Annotated in this window: 16 protein-coding genes; 6 read left to right on the forward strand and 10 right to left on the reverse strand. The window is 44.0% G+C overall.

Translation table 11 applies throughout. The annotated features are described in order from the left end of the window. Positions 1-268: 268 nt before the first annotated feature. On the reverse strand, positions 269-2,131 hold the full coding sequence (locus A8C56_RS15230; protein ID WP_067757771.1) for an ATP-binding protein: 1,863 nt from the start codon (positions 2,129-2,131) through the stop codon (positions 269-271). A 238-nt stretch (positions 2,132-2,369) separates the two neighbouring features. Between A8C56_RS15230 and A8C56_RS15235 the strand changes: the two genes are divergently transcribed. Beyond that, positions 2,370-2,630: an acyl-CoA-binding protein gene (locus A8C56_RS15235; RefSeq protein ID WP_067757774.1), complete on the forward strand. Its 261-nt coding sequence runs from the start codon at positions 2,370-2,372 to the stop codon at positions 2,628-2,630. Here A8C56_RS15235 and A8C56_RS15240 read toward each other — a convergent pair. From A8C56_RS15240 to A8C56_RS15255, 4 genes are all read right to left on the reverse strand, one after another. Continuing rightward, positions 2,627-3,136, reverse strand: a complete 510-nt coding sequence (locus A8C56_RS15240; RefSeq protein WP_084490438.1) for a DinB family protein — start codon at positions 3,134-3,136, stop codon at positions 2,627-2,629. The two genes, A8C56_RS15235 and A8C56_RS15240, sit on opposite strands and share 4 nt — an antisense overlap. A 97-nt stretch (positions 3,137-3,233) precedes the next feature. Beyond that, positions 3,234-3,701, reverse strand: coding sequence for a 30S ribosomal protein S7 (rpsG, locus tag A8C56_RS15245; protein ID WP_067757780.1), 468 nt, complete (start codon positions 3,699-3,701; stop codon positions 3,234-3,236). Positions 3,702-3,783: 82 nt separating this feature from the next. Next, on the reverse strand, positions 3,784-4,158 hold the full coding sequence (gene rpsL / locus A8C56_RS15250; RefSeq protein ID WP_067757783.1) for a 30S ribosomal protein S12: 375 nt from the start codon (positions 4,156-4,158) through the stop codon (positions 3,784-3,786). 256 nt (positions 4,159-4,414) lie between these two features. After that, positions 4,415-5,479, reverse strand: a complete 1,065-nt coding sequence (locus A8C56_RS15255; RefSeq protein WP_067757786.1) for a branched-chain amino acid aminotransferase — start codon at positions 5,477-5,479, stop codon at positions 4,415-4,417. Between the two features lie 79 nt (positions 5,480-5,558). Here A8C56_RS15255 and A8C56_RS15260 point away from each other — a divergent pair, with 79 nt between their 5' ends. The 5 genes from A8C56_RS15260 (at position 5,559) to A8C56_RS15280 (ending at position 8,792) form a co-directional block, all read left to right on the forward strand. Further along, positions 5,559-6,125: a hypothetical protein gene (locus A8C56_RS15260; RefSeq protein WP_067757788.1), complete on the forward strand. Its 567-nt coding sequence runs from the start codon at positions 5,559-5,561 to the stop codon at positions 6,123-6,125. Further along, a complete protein-coding gene (gene rdgB / locus A8C56_RS15265) occupies positions 6,122-6,718 on the forward strand; it encodes an RdgB/HAM1 family non-canonical purine NTP pyrophosphatase (protein ID WP_084490228.1) in 597 nt (198 codons plus the stop codon). Before A8C56_RS15260 ends, rdgB begins: the two co-directional genes overlap by 4 nt. Positions 6,719-6,801: 83 nt before the next feature. Then, a complete protein-coding gene (locus A8C56_RS15270; protein ID WP_084490229.1) occupies positions 6,802-7,395 on the forward strand; it encodes an RNA polymerase sigma factor in 594 nt (197 codons plus the stop codon). After that, a complete protein-coding gene (locus A8C56_RS15275; RefSeq protein WP_067757791.1) occupies positions 7,379-8,224 on the forward strand; it encodes a hypothetical protein in 846 nt (281 codons plus the stop codon). The genes A8C56_RS15270 and A8C56_RS15275 overlap by 17 nt, the downstream gene beginning before the upstream one ends. A gap of 139 nt (positions 8,225-8,363) precedes the next feature. Beyond that, positions 8,364-8,792, forward strand: a complete 429-nt coding sequence (locus tag A8C56_RS15280) for an acyl-CoA thioesterase (protein WP_067757793.1) — start codon at positions 8,364-8,366, stop codon at positions 8,790-8,792. Between the two features lie 65 nt (positions 8,793-8,857). On the opposite strand, the gene A8C56_RS15285 is transcribed toward A8C56_RS15280, so the two are convergent. From A8C56_RS15285 to pyrR, 5 genes are all read right to left on the reverse strand, one after another. Beyond that, on the reverse strand, positions 8,858-10,765 hold the full coding sequence (locus A8C56_RS15285; protein WP_067757795.1) for a DNA topoisomerase IV subunit B: 1,908 nt from the start codon (positions 10,763-10,765) through the stop codon (positions 8,858-8,860). 108 nt (positions 10,766-10,873) lie between these two features. After that, positions 10,874-12,136, reverse strand: a complete 1,263-nt coding sequence (locus A8C56_RS15290; protein WP_067757798.1) for an alkaline phosphatase family protein — start codon at positions 12,134-12,136, stop codon at positions 10,874-10,876. Positions 12,137-12,210: 74 nt separating this feature from the next. After that, positions 12,211-12,465 (reverse strand): hypothetical protein, encoded by a 255-nt coding sequence (locus A8C56_RS15295; protein ID WP_245645515.1) that lies wholly within the window; start codon positions 12,463-12,465, stop codon positions 12,211-12,213. Positions 12,466-12,728: 263 nt separating this feature from the next. Then, positions 12,729-13,523 (reverse strand): DUF6624 domain-containing protein, encoded by a 795-nt coding sequence (locus A8C56_RS15300; protein WP_157098002.1) that lies wholly within the window; start codon positions 13,521-13,523, stop codon positions 12,729-12,731. A 124-nt stretch (positions 13,524-13,647) separates the two neighbouring features. Next, the gene (gene pyrR / locus A8C56_RS15305; RefSeq protein WP_067757808.1) at positions 13,648-14,175 is read right to left on the reverse strand and encodes a bifunctional pyr operon transcriptional regulator/uracil phosphoribosyltransferase PyrR; all 528 of its coding nucleotides are present in this window, start codon (positions 14,173-14,175) and stop codon (positions 13,648-13,650) included. Positions 14,176-14,238 lie beyond the last annotated feature (63 nt).

The following is a 14,238-nucleotide window of genomic DNA, read 5'->3' on the forward strand; positions in this document are numbered from 1 at the left end:
CTGTTGGCAGATTGAATGCAATATAACCAGGCCGGAAGATCCTGTATAGTCGGGCAATACCTGATCATTGAGCAGCTTCCGGCTTTTTGTTTCCACCGGAATCTTCAGGGGCTGCCAGAAAATGCGAGAGCGACGAGAATTACATATCCCTAACAACTTACAGGAGAACTTTTTGAAAATTTTAATGCTCCAGTCACATAAAAATTTTCCTTATGCCCGGGTCAGTAAATTAGGAGAGAGAACGAAATATGAAAGGTGAACGGGCTTGCTATTCTTTTGGGAGCTTTACAAAAAAACAACTACCCTTTTGGCCATCGCTTTCTACCCAGATACTGCCACCATGTGCTTCCACAATCTGCCGGGTTATCGACAGCCCCATGCCAAAAGACGGTTCCCCGGCCGTTCCGTGGCGTTTTGCACTGGTATGCAGATCAAATATCCGGTTCTTAATATCATCCGGCACTCCTATTCCTTCGTCCTTTACACCAATCAGCACGCTGCCGGCGCTATCTTCCAAATCAATATGAATAACCGCACCCGCAGGGCTGAACTTAATAGCATTGGAAATAAGATTGCTGGCAACACGCCACAGTTTCTGCCTGTCGGCCTTTATCATAACTGGTGCAGCCTGAAGATGTATTTCCAGCCCTTTTTCCCTGGCTTTGCTCATATACAAAGCCACACAATGATGCAGCAAATCTCCTATATCTACCGGCTCTTTTTTAAGCGCCCCCGGTTTGGTATTAAGCGCCAGTATGTCATCTGTCAGATCCAGCAGGTTCTGGCTGGAATCTTTTACAAGCTCAAACATCTCAGCATCTTCGGCTGTCCTTTGGGGTTCTGTTAACAGCAATCCGGCAATAGCATTGATACCACTTATCGGCCCCCGGAGATCATGCACTATTACCTTCATCATCTTCGCATTTTCTGCATTACTCTGCTCCAGTACTTTCAAAGTTTCCTGCAGGGTATCATTCTGTGCAGTTACCAGCCTGTTTAGCTTACGGGTCCTTTCCAGATTCTTTTTTATAATGATGGTAAAAACAAGTCCTGCAATACTTAAAAGCAGCATTCCGGCAATCAGCCATCGCTGATAGGTGTCCCGGGCACTTACAGCTTCCAGTTGCTCTTCCTTTATAGCGTAATCAACATAATCTACAGAAGATGCCGCATTCATATTCTTTTCATCCTTAAGCGCGCGGATATATTGCTCTGCAAAATAGCGGTATTCTTCCGGTTTTTTGCTGCTCAGGTAGCAGTTATAAAGCTTTTCTGCCAAAACCTCTTTATAAAAGGTATAGCCACTTTTCTGCACAATATCCAGCCCCATCTGGTAATAACGGACAGCCTGTGCTATATCAGTACCTGTCAGGTAATCGCCCATGGTAATGATCATATCCAGGCTGGCAAAATACAGTTGCCGCTGCTGTGCGCTGTCAATAGTTTGTGCCAGCAGTTGCAGCCCCTCCTGCCGCCGGCCCTCTTCAATAAGCCGGCTGGCCATAATTTGATGGATGACCAGGAGCGAACGCTGATCCTTATATCTTAAAGCTATTTCTTGTGCTTTACGGCTATAATAAGCAATAGAATCGCCGCTTAACGACGCTGAATAAGCCAGAAGATAGTTACAGATCAGCAGCGACATAATGGAATCTTTTTGCAGGTGCGCACCTGTATGAAATGCCGCATTAAAATATTTCCGGGTTCGCCGCTCTTTTCCCATATAATGATAAAGGCTGCCGATATTCATCAGCACCTGCACCTGATTAGAGGTGTCCCGGATGGCTTTATACAGCTTGAACGCTTTATTATAATAATAGATCGCCAATGCCGAGTATCCCTTAACATCGTATACCACACCAATATTGGTCAATGCATCTGCTTCTCCTTTCTGATAGTCATGCCGGGCTGCAATGGCACGGGCCTTGCGGGTATAAAAGAAAGTGCTGTCAATATTTTTTTCATACATAAGAAAACCCAGGCGGTTCAGCAGATCAGTAAGATGTAAACTATCCTTTACAGTTTGCAGATCGGCTCTAATACCTGTAATTTCCGCGGTTTGTGCCTGAACGGATATATATATATTAAGGGCAATGCTGTAAAGAACAATAACGTAAATGCGTTTTATCATATCTGATGTGCTGCTTAATGGGCTGTTGCTCCAAATTTAGTTAATTTATTTGCTCAGCTGATTTATATTCACAGGCGCTGCATTTCCCTGCCAATACCGTTGCCTTTCTGAACAGCGCAGCTGTATTATCTCAGTTCCTGTAAGAGTCTATCTGCTGCTTGATCAGGAACAAGAAAACCATTTTATTAAGCGATATATAATTAAGAAAGTTATTTTAGTAGATCAAAAAATAAACAGCATGGAACTGATCCGGCAATTTGAAGCAGCGGTAGCGGCCAGCAAAACGCTTACTCAAAAACCATCTAACGATCTCTTACTGCAATTATATGCGCTTTACAAGCAGGCTACAGAAGGCGATGTGGCCCCGGAAGCCCCTGCAAATCCTTTTGATCTTGTAGCAAAGGCAAAATACAATGCCCGGGAAACCATAAAAGGTAAAAGCAAAGAAGCTGCCATGCAGGAGTATATTGACCTGGTCAACAAATTAAAAACGGCTTAACTTCTGCCTTTCAGCACTGCCGTGGTTACCAGCAATTGCCCGGTGTGCCGCATGGTATGCTCTGCCGCATGAAAGCATAAGCCTATTACCGTAGAAGGTAGCCCCGCCCGGCCCACTTTCCGGGCCTCTGTTAATACAGCTTCAGGAAAGTTTTTATACCGGCTGATGGTCTGATCAATGGCTGCAACTGCATTTTCCAGTAATTGTTTTAATGACAAAGGCTGTACTGCTATTTCACTTTTAAGCGTTTCCAGCTGTTGTTTCGTAAGTGCGTTGCCTTCAGCATAGGTCAGCAGGCGGTCCAGAAACCCTGCAATGTGTTTTAAATGAAAGCCCACAGAAGCCACACCTGCCGGTCGTTCCCAAAGCAGTGCATCAGGAAAACCGTTAAGTAATCCCTGCAGTTCTTCCTTGGCCTGCAGTAGCGCATCTGCCGCAGGCTGTAACTGCAATGCCAAACCGGGTATCTTTTCTCCACGTAACCAGACTTCCGTTTGCGTTTTCATAAACATTTTTAACTAAGGTACACAAAAACAGAAAACCCGTTCGGGCAATTACCAGAACGGGTGTCTTTTATTTTAATAACTCTTATCCAGTAGTGTGTTATACCCTGAAGTGAGCAAACGCCTTGTTGGCTTCTGCCATACGGTGGGTATCTTCTTTCTTTTTAAAAGCAGCGCCTTCCCCTTTGCTGGCGGCTACAATTTCGTTAGCCAGTTTATCTGCCATGCTGCGGCCATTTCTTTCACGACTGTAACGGATCAGCCATTTAATGCTCAGGGAAATTTTACGATCCGGGCGCACTTCAGAAGGGATCTGAAAGGTGGCACCTCCAATACGGCGGCTGCGTACTTCAACCGCTGGTGTCACATTGGCCAGTGCTTTTTTCCAGATCTCATATCCATCTTCATTGGTTTGTTTCGCTACCTTATCAATTGCATCGTAAAAAATGGTGAATGCGCCACTTTTCTTACCTTCCCACATCAGGTTGTTTACAAAACGGGTAACCAATTTATCATTGAACTTAGGATCCGGTGCTAACGGAAGTTTCTTGGCTTGTGCTTTACGCATTATCTTAAAATTTTATCTTATTTTTTCTAAGTCTGATTCCGATAGCTATCGGAGCTACCAGCGACTGATATTTTACCGCTAATTATTTCTTAGCTTTTTTAGTTCCGTATTTAGAGCGGCTTTGTTTACGGTCTTTTACGCCCGCAGTATCCAGGCTGCCGCGTACAATATGATAACGTACACCCGGTAAATCTTTTACACGCCCTCCTCTGATCAAAACGATCGAGTGCTCCTGCAGGTTATGACCTTCACCCGGAATATAAGCGATCACCTCTATCTTGTTGGTAAGGCGCACTTTAGCCACTTTACGCAATGCAGAGTTAGGCTTTTTGGGAGTTGTAGTATATACACGGGTACAAACACCACGGCGCTGCGGACATTGATCCAGTGCCCTGGATTTGCTTTTTGCCCTAATGATTTCTCTTCCTTTTCGAACTAACTGATTAATAGTAGGCATTCTTTTAATGCTTTAAATTTTGTCCCGATTTTTCGGGAGGCAAAGGTAGTATTTGTATCGGAACTTTCAAAAATAATTCTCACTTTTTCTGCTGCCTCTTTATTCCGGCATCCCGGCTGCAGGAACACTGCTCAGCCTGGTTACGTCGCACTTTTCAGCTTGCATATCACTAATCTGTTGTATATCATATTTTTGCGACTAAAATAAAAAGAACCCGGACAAAGCCCGGCTCTTTTCCGTGTCTTTTTTAATTCCTCTATACTTTTTCCAGCCATCCGTAAGGATCACCGTGTTTATTCTCCTTGTAATCCAGCAGGTATTTTTTCATTTCTGCTGAAATGGTCATGCTGTCCACGTCAAATTCCATTACAAAATCCTTGTACTTCAGCTCTTTTACATGGGAAATGGTAGCTGCTGTTCCGCATCCGAATACCTCTTTCAGGGCACCGGCTTTATAAGCATCCATCAGTTCATCAATAGATACTTTGCGTTCTTCTACCTTGAAACCCTGATCACGGAACCGTTCAAGCAGGCTTAAACGGGTAATACCACTTAAAATGGTGCCGTCCGTGAGGTCCGGTGTTACCACTGTATCCCCTATGATGAACATGATGTTCATGGCTCCCACCTCCTGTACATATTTGTGCTCCAGCGCATCCATCCACAACACCTGGTCATACCCCTGTTTTTTTGCTTCTGCGGAAGATAATAAGGAGGCTGCGTAATTGCCGCCTGTTTTTGCAAAACCGGTTCCGCCGGGAGCTGCACGGGTGTATTTTTCTTCTACATAGATACGTGCAGGCGCGGAAAAGTAAGATCCCGCGGGGCCTGTAATGATCAGAAATTTATAAGAAGAGGATTCTTTTACCCCCAGGGTTTCTTCGGTTGCAAAAAGAAACGGGCGGATGTAAAGGGACTCGTCGTATCCGGAAGGAATGAAATCCTTATCCAGCTCGATCAGTTGCTTCATCCCATCAATAAAAATCTCCTCAGGGATCTGCGGCATGGCCAGGCGTTCAGCTGAACGGTTCATCCGTTTCCAGTTTTCATGCGGCCGGAAAATATGAATATTCCCTTGTTCATCTTTATGCGCCTTCTGTCCCTCAAAAATAGTCTGGGAATAATGCAGTACGGAAAGTGCAGGTAGAAAGCCGAGCGCCTCATAAGGACGGATATTCACATTTGTCCATTTTCCGTCAACATAATCTGCCTCCAGCATGTGATCAGAAAAATACTTACCAAAACCCAGGTGATTGAAATCCACCTTGTCCAGCTTACTTTTACCGGTTTTCGTAACCGGTATACTCATTGCTTCCACCATAAAATATTATTTTTGATGCCGATACCTATCGGAACTGGAGCGAAGTTACGAACCACGTCGTTAGGAAAAAAAGAAACGTATGAGTTTAAATAAAATTGATCTGCCGCCCCGGCTGATTGCCCAACTGTACCCCAGGTCATTAATGCCGGATAACAGCATAACCGTTGCTGCCGAAATTGTTGCGGAAGCCCCGGACATTGAGACGGCCTCAAAGCAGCCACCCGTGGAGGAGAGCTCCGGCACCGGTACAACCACCGAATGGAAATCGCTGGGGGGCAACCAGAAAAATATTATGGTAATAGTGGATTACACGACCGACCTGCATTTACCGGACCCGGCCTTTACCTTTTTATCGCAGATCCTGAACGCCTGCAAACTGGGCCCGAACGATGTAGTGATCATTAACCGCAATAATTATCCGCATACGCCCTATGAACAACTGCTGGATCATTTCACCGGCAAGGTGGTATTGCTGTTCGGCACAACTGCAGCAGCCTTTGGGTTCCCCTTTGAAATTCCGCCTTACCAGGTACAAACCTTTGCAGGCTACACGGTGATGCATGCCCCCGCCCTTGATGCGTTAAAAGACGACAAACCTGCTAAAACCCAGCTCTGGAGCAGCTTTAAAAAGATATTCAATTTATGATTACGCTCATTTTTGCCACCAATAACGACAACAAGGTACAGGAGATCCGCCAGGCACTGCCGGAAGGATTTGCTATCATCAGCCTGAAAGAAGCAGGGATCCTGAAAGATATACCGGAGCCCCACGCCACGCTGGAAGAAAATGCTACCGAAAAAGCAACAGTCATCTATCAGATGACCGGTAAAAATTGTTTCAGCGAGGACAGCGGTCTCGAAGTAGCCGCCTTAAACGGCGCCCCTGGCGTAAAAAGCGCCCGTTTTGCGGACGGAGAACCGCAATACAGCTCCAATATGGATAAACTATTGCAGCTTTTGAAAGGTAAAGAACAGCGGGACGCACGGTTTAAAACAGTTATATCATTGATTATCAATGGAAAAGAGCAGCAGTTTGAAGGTGTTTGCCCTGGCAGGATCACAGAAGCGCCATCAGGGACCAACGGGTTTGGCTATGATCCGGTGTTCATACCGGATGGAAGCAATAAGACCTTCGGACAAATGTCGTTAGAAGAAAAACAGGAATTTAGTCACCGGAAGAAGGCAGTTAAAAAACTGGTGGTATATTTGACGAGGTTTGCAGACAGTGAACATGTTTAAATTGAACCATTAACAAGGGAAATTTCCCGTCAATTCATTAACCTGTCAACTAAAACCAGTCACTTTTAAAAAAAATTAAAAATTTGAGTACTGAAAGCAACCATATCATACCGGAAAGCGACTTGATTAAAGGATGTATTGATGGAGACAGAAGGATGCAGGAAGAATTATACCGCCGTTTCTCTCCTAAAATGTACGCCGTATGCTTGCGTTATGCTTCAAATGCTGATGAGGCACAGGATATTTTGCAGGACGCATTCATAAAAGTTTACAAAAAATTAGAGAGTTTCCGCGGAGATGGGTCATTTGAAGGGTGGGTACGCCGCATTTTTGTAAACACGGCCATTGAACATTTCAGAAGAAAAAAATACCTGCAGCCTGTAACAGAAAAGGAAGAGAACACAATAGAAGGGAAATATGTTTCTGTATTGGACGAACTAGCTGAAAAGGATATCCTGCAACTGATCACTCAATTGTCTCCCGGGTACCGTACCGTGTTTAATATGTATGTTGTAGAAGGTTATTCGCACAAAGAAATTGGCGACATGTTAGGCATCAGTGAAGGTACCAGTAAAAGCCAGCTTTCCAGAGCAAAGGCTATTTTACAGGATCTTGTAAAAAAATATATTGACAATAAAGATAAAATTGACACATTAAGCAATGAGCAGCCAACATAAGTTATATGATTATCAGGTAACACCACCGGCTGAGGTTTGGAACAGCATTGCAACCGGGTTAGATGAATGGCAACAACTGAAACCACTGGCGCAAAAGCTGAACGCCATGGAAGTTGCCCCTCCGGACCTGGCATGGAAGAATATCCTTGACAACCTGGAAGAAGAAAATGCTTTTGATCATCTTTCGGACAGATTAAAGCATTTTGAAATTCCGCCACCTGCTGCACTCTGGTCTAAAATTGAGCCGGAACTGCCCCGAGCAGTTGCTGCACCCAAACTGGCTCCTGTTAAAAAAGGATCCTTTAAATGGGCACGTTATGCTGTGGCAGCTACTGTTGTGGGCCTGCTTTGTTTTGCTACTTTTCACATGATTGAGAAGTCTAATAAGGATTCTGCAACTATTCTCTCCAGGTTTGAAAATACGGATCGCAAAAATGATCAGCAGATCGCCAGCCTGGACAGGAAAGAAAAAGAGCCGGTCAAACAGGTACAGCCTTTAGCTGCGCACCCGTCTGTTTTACCCGACGCGCACACACAACCCACACAAATTAAGACAGCTTCAGGCAATACTTATATTACTACTGTTGAAAGAAATAAAGCTCTGCAGGGAAGGTATATTATGCTGATGACCGAAGATGGCAAAGTAGTGCGGATGTCTAAAAAGCTGGGAAATATAGCAGATTGTGTTGCAGGAGAAGCCTCTGGTTCAGAATGTTCTAACCAGATACAGCAATGGCAGAAACAACTGGCCAAGGCGCCTGTAACCGCAACTCCTGACACTTTTCTGGATCTGCTGGATCTTGCCAGTTCTGACAAATCCGGTTTGTAACAGTCTGCGTGCGGTCTGAAAGAACTCAAAAGTCTTACTCAATGGTAAGGCTTTTTTTATGATACACGGTTCCGGGAAATGGTGGTTTTTCCTTATACTTGCCTGCTGAAACCGGGCAGCGCACAATCAATAAATATTTATGGCCAGGATAAAAATAGCATTACCAAAAACATTCCGGTTTACCTGTACTATCCCGGTACGTGTTACCGATATCAATTATGGCGGTCATGCGGGCAATGACAGTCTGCTGGGAATGATACAGGAGGCGCGCGTACAATTCCTGAAACAATTTAACTATACTGAACTATCCTTTGAAGGTATAGGGCTGATTATGGCAGACGTGGCCATGGAGTTTAAAAATGAAGCTTTTATGGGAGATCTACTCCTCGCATCCGTTGCGGCGGGTGACTTTCAGCGGGTAGGATTTGACCTCTACTACCGGCTGGAAAAAGAGGTTGAGGGCAAAAAAATCCCTGTTGTTTTTGCAAAAACGGGAATGATCTGTTTTGATTATACTTTACGGAAATCAGTTGCTTTGCCGGAGGCGGCCCTTCAAAAGTTACAGTAGACAAATCAGATGAAAATGTATCTGCCGGCGGCAGATTTACCACAGGATGAGCGCAGAGCCCTCCGTTAAGTACTGACAGTTTCTTCTGCCTGATCGATCTCTACTACCAGGTTGTCGATAATAAACTCCTGGCGGTCCATCGTATTTTTACCCATATAATATTCCAGCAATTGCTGGATATGATCGCCCTGCTCCAGGCGCATGAGCTGTTTGCGCATATCGCCGGATATGAATTGTGAAAATTCATCGGGGCTGATCTCCCCCAGTCCTTTAAACCGCGTTACTTCCGGTTTGCCGGATAATTTTTTTATTGCTGCTATTTTCTCGGCCTCATTGTAACAATAAATGGTCTCTTTCTTATCCCGTACCCGGAACAGCGGGGTTTCCAGCACATATACCTTTTCCTGCTTTACCAACTCAGGAAAGAACTGTAAAAAGAAGGTCATGATCAGCAGCCGGATGTGCATACCATCCACATCAGCATCCGTAGCGATTACAATGTTATTAAAACGCAGCCCTTCCAGGCCCTCTTCTATGTTCAATGCATGCTGCAACAAATTAAACTCTTCATTTTCATACACCACTTTTTTGGTAAGCCCGAAACTGTTCAGCGGCTTACCCCGTAAACTAAATACAGCCTGGGTCTCAACATTCCTTGCTTTGGTAATAGAGCCACTGGCGCTGTCACCCTCCGTTATAAAAATGGTTGTCTCACTCTGTTTTGCAATAAATTCCTCCCGGCCTTTTGCAGGTGGCTCTTCATTCAGATGTATCCGGCAGTCCCTTAATTTACGGTTGTGCAGGTTGGCTTTTTTGGCGCGTTCATTTGCCAGCTTTTTAATACCGGCCAGGTCTTTCCGTTCCCTTTCACTTTGCTCAATCCGTTTTTTCAACGCTTCGGAAGTAGCCGGGTTTTTGTGCAAAAAATCATCCAGTGCCTTGGAAAGAAAATCGCCCACAAACTGTTTCATGCTGGGGCCGTTTATATCCACATTCTGAGAGCCCAGCTTTGTTTTTGTCTGGCTTTCAAACACCGGTTCTACAACACGCACGGAAATGGCGGCCACAATTGCGCCCCGGATATCCGCCGCATCATAATCTTTTTTATAAAAATCGCGGATGGTTTTTACATACGCCTCCCGGAATGCCTGCTGGTGTGTACCTCCCTGTGTGGTATGCTGACCGTTTACAAAACTGTACAGTTCTTCTCCGTAATCATTGCCATGAGTAATTGCTACTTCTATGTCTTCTCCCTTCAGGTGAATGATCGGATACCGGATCTCATCCTCATTGGTCTTGCGTTGCAACAGGTCCAGCAAACCATTGCGGCTGATATAGGTTTTCCCATTGAAAATGATCCTGAGCCCTGCATTCAGGAAACAATAGTTCCAGATCAGGTTTTCCAGAAATTCCGGGTAGAATTTAAAGTTCTTAAAAATAGTATTATCCGGCACAAAGGTTACCAGGGTGCCATTATCGGCGGCTGTTTTTATTTCTTTGCTCTCATTTTTCAGGACTCCTCTTTCAAACTCTGCCTGCTTTTCCCTGCCGTCACGCACAGATACCACTTTGAAATAATTGCTCAATGCGTTTACCGCTTTGGTACCTACCCCGTTCAGACCAACGGATTTCTGAAAGGCCCGGCTGTCATATTTGGCACCTGTATTGATCTTGCTTACCACATCCACTACTTTGCCCAAAGGGATACCGCGGCCATAATCCCGTACCGTAACTGTATTATCTTTAATGCTGAGCTCTATGGTTTTTCCATAGCCCATCATGTACTCATCAATACAGTTGTCCATTACCTCTTTTACCAGCACATAAATACCATCATCCGGGCTGTTGCCGTCTCCTAATTTTCCGATATACATACCCGGACGAAGCCGGATGTGCTCCTTCCAGTCCAGACTTTTAATACTGTCTTCATTATATTCAGCTCCTTTCTTTGGTGCTACTACTTCTTTTGCCATTGAACAATTCCGTTTAAATGCTTTAACGTTCTCCTGCTGCAGGCCTGCGCCTGTAACCGCTCAAATGTAAAAATATTTCCGGAGAACCGGCAAGGCTATTTGTTTACTTTATTTTAGTATTTTTCCAAGCTTTTTTGCATTGCCATCAACCGGCTGGTCAGCCTTCAGGCCCAGCAGTTGCGCCAACAGGGGATACACATCAATATTATTAAAGGACCTGATCTTATAATGTTCTTTAAAAGCCGGGCCCCATGCATAAAAAGTAGCCTGCATTTCCGGTAACCGGTTGTCAAAGCCATGTGCTCCCAAAGATTTTCTGCCGCCGAAATAAAAATAGCGGGGAGGCGAACAGGTAAGCAGGATGTCGCCTATGCGATGATACCGGTCGTTCTTTTTCCGGTATTTCCAGCTTTTTGGCGTTTTTGTAGTAAGCCATGCCTGAAAATCCGTTTGTTCGCGTAAGCGTTTATAGGCGGGTTTGATGTCTGCTTTATTTTTTGCATATAAATGGATCATGGTGCCACCTCCGGCCATGAGAAATTTACTGGTATCTATCAAACCGGTAATTAGGGCAACCGGAACTATTTTAGCAGTATCCAGGTTGGCAAAGCCATGATCCGATACCACTACAAAATTAACCGGCAGACCGGTTGAACGGCAGGCTTCATACATTTTACGAATAGCATCATCTACCAGGTGCACCGCCTCCTCTGTTTCCTTTGCATCCACCCCATGCATATGCTCCTGATGATCTACCTGTGGAAAATAAAAAGTAATCAAGTGTGGCCTGGTTTCTGCAGGTTGCTGCAACCATTCTTTTAAAATTTCAACACGCCGGTCTATGGAAATAGCTTCATTGTATTTATAATAATAAGTGGGTGGCATACCATTGATGTGGCTTTCCGAACCTACCCAGTAAAAGCTGGCAGTGATCATTTTTTGCTTTTCTGCCAGTACCCAAAGCGGCTCACCGCCATACCAGGATGAGTCCTCTACGGCTCTTTTATCACCTACCTTATAGTAGGCATTTTTTCGGGCATCATAGAATGAGTTATCGACCAGGCCATGATGCGACGGATACAAGCCGGTGATGATGGAATAATGATTGGGAAAGGTCAGCGACGGGAAACAGGGCTTCATGGAAGCTGCGGCAACACCTGCATCCCGCATTTTTTTTAAGAAAACGGCATTGTGTTTATCTGCCAGATCGTACCGGAACCCGTCAATAGAAATAAGGACCACATAAGGTTTTTGCTGCTGCTCAATAGTATTGACCCTTCCGGGAATAATATACTGTGAGGTATCCTGTGCATTTAAAGAGGTTGCAGCAACAAAGGCTACCAGAAACAGACCATATCTCAATTGACTCATTTCCCTGATTTTGAGCCTGCAAATTAAATGGATTTTGTTAATTTGCTGTTACCGTTTAAAGGGAAACTGCTGCTTCAGGAAGTGATCTTATTTTTTTTGAGATAAGCATCGATCAGGCTGCCGATATGCCGGGCTTCGTCTTCCGGAAGATCACCCCAGACCTGTTTCCAGCCTTCCATATCTTTTCGTACCTGGGTAATTTCTTTTTCATTGACTTTACAGACATAAAAGTCTACGCCATCGGTTGTTTCAGCAGTGGTTACCTGAATTTGCTGCTTTTTACCATTTACTGTAGCTTCAATGGCAAACTGTTCTTTTTCATTTTTCATGATCCTGCTTTTAATGACCAGTTACTACCAAAAATGTAAGCGCTATCTATAATTTATCCGCTAATATCAGGCCAATTCTCTTTTTAACAAATTTGATCAGGCAAACTCCTTTTTGAGGCTTTTAAGCGCTTATAGAACACATATTCAACTATCGTTGATTAAGACAGGCATTAACAGATCGTGGTTATGGTGTTATTTTCTGTCTTTTAGCAAAATTCCGTCATAAAACACATCTGCATTTTTGCTTTTAAAAAAATACCAGGTTATCTCATAATCTTCTTTTTTAAATAAATGCCGTTTTTTAAAGCTGATTTATCCGGTACAATTTTAAAATATCCCAGTCTATCTGTTCTTCCCAGGCACTGCTTCTCCGAATCATAAATAGCGACATCCGGAACCGGTTGCTGCCGGGTGTTTTCCACATTTCCGAAAAACACAATTCTATTTTTTAAAGAATCAATTGCCGGATTTATAAACGTGTACTCCATACCTTTTGACTGTTCTTCAATAGTACCCAGGCCCATCAGCTTCCTTCGCACATTGAGCTGAACCGCATTTTTCACCGGCCATAAAACCGTTTTGCCGGAACGATCACTGCCATACTGCGTTCCATACAGTTGATATTTGTTATGAAACATTTGTATACGATCATACATATATGCATAATACTCTTTTTTTGCAAAGCCCCTGTCTATCGCCTTTTTTAAAACAGGCAAATATTTTTCCTGGATTGCCGGCGCATGCTGAATAACTATATAAAGCGCCTGCGCCGCCATAGGTGAAATTTTCTGCTGAGGTAACCACCCATAGCGGTCAATAATTTTGGTAACCTGCAAAGCATTTAAGGAATCCATTTCTTTGACGTGGTTCCAGTACCGGTTGACTGTATCCGAATTATAACCAAACTGTTTCATCAAACGATTTAATGTATCCCGTGGTTTTTGGTCCTTTACATAAATAGTTTCAAGCACCCCGGACAGGCTATCACAGGCCATTTTCTCCTGGCTGTAAACCAGGCCGGAAAAAAGAAGCAAAACCGTTAAACAATACAATCGCATAAAAACAGGATTGAGCAACCACCTATAGCTTTAAAACAACCAGAAACAGCTATAGTTTATATTTCTTAAAAGAATAAGAGCTGAGACAATGCCTCAGCTCTTCAATAATATTACACCAAGAAAGTTATCCTTCTGTTATGGTTACCTGGTCTCTCTCGCTATTCTCTTTCCAGCGTACCAATACCTTCTGCGTGTCGAAGGAATCAATGTATTTACCCACATAATCCGCCTGGATCGGAAATTCCCTGCTGAACCTGCGGTCGATCAGTACACAAAGCGCTACTTTTTTGGGGCGGCCATAATCCAGCAAAGCATCAAAAGCCGCCCGGGTAGTGCGCCCTGTATACAATACATCGTCAATCAGGATCACATCTTTACCTTCAATGGAGAAAGGAATATCTGTTTTATTGGCTGCATGCAGCTCATTCCTTACATCATCCCGGTAAAAAGTTATATCCAGCCGTCCATAATCAATCTGCTGTTTTTTGGATTGCTGCTGAATAGCTGCATAAATGCGATCCGATAAATAGATTCCTCTTGGTTGCAGGCCAATGATCGCGATCTTTGAAAAATCATCATGATCCTCTACTATCTGGCAAGCCAGTCTTTTAATGGTAATGGCGATCTGCTGCTCTGTAAGAATTGATTTCAAAATATTTTTTTTTACCTGACCCTGACAAAGGATGATTGATACCGGGAGCCATGGTTTGTCAGG

This window comes from Niabella ginsenosidivorans, assembly GCF_001654455.1.
Taxonomy (GTDB): domain Bacteria; phylum Bacteroidota; class Bacteroidia; order Chitinophagales; family Chitinophagaceae; genus Niabella; species Niabella ginsenosidivorans.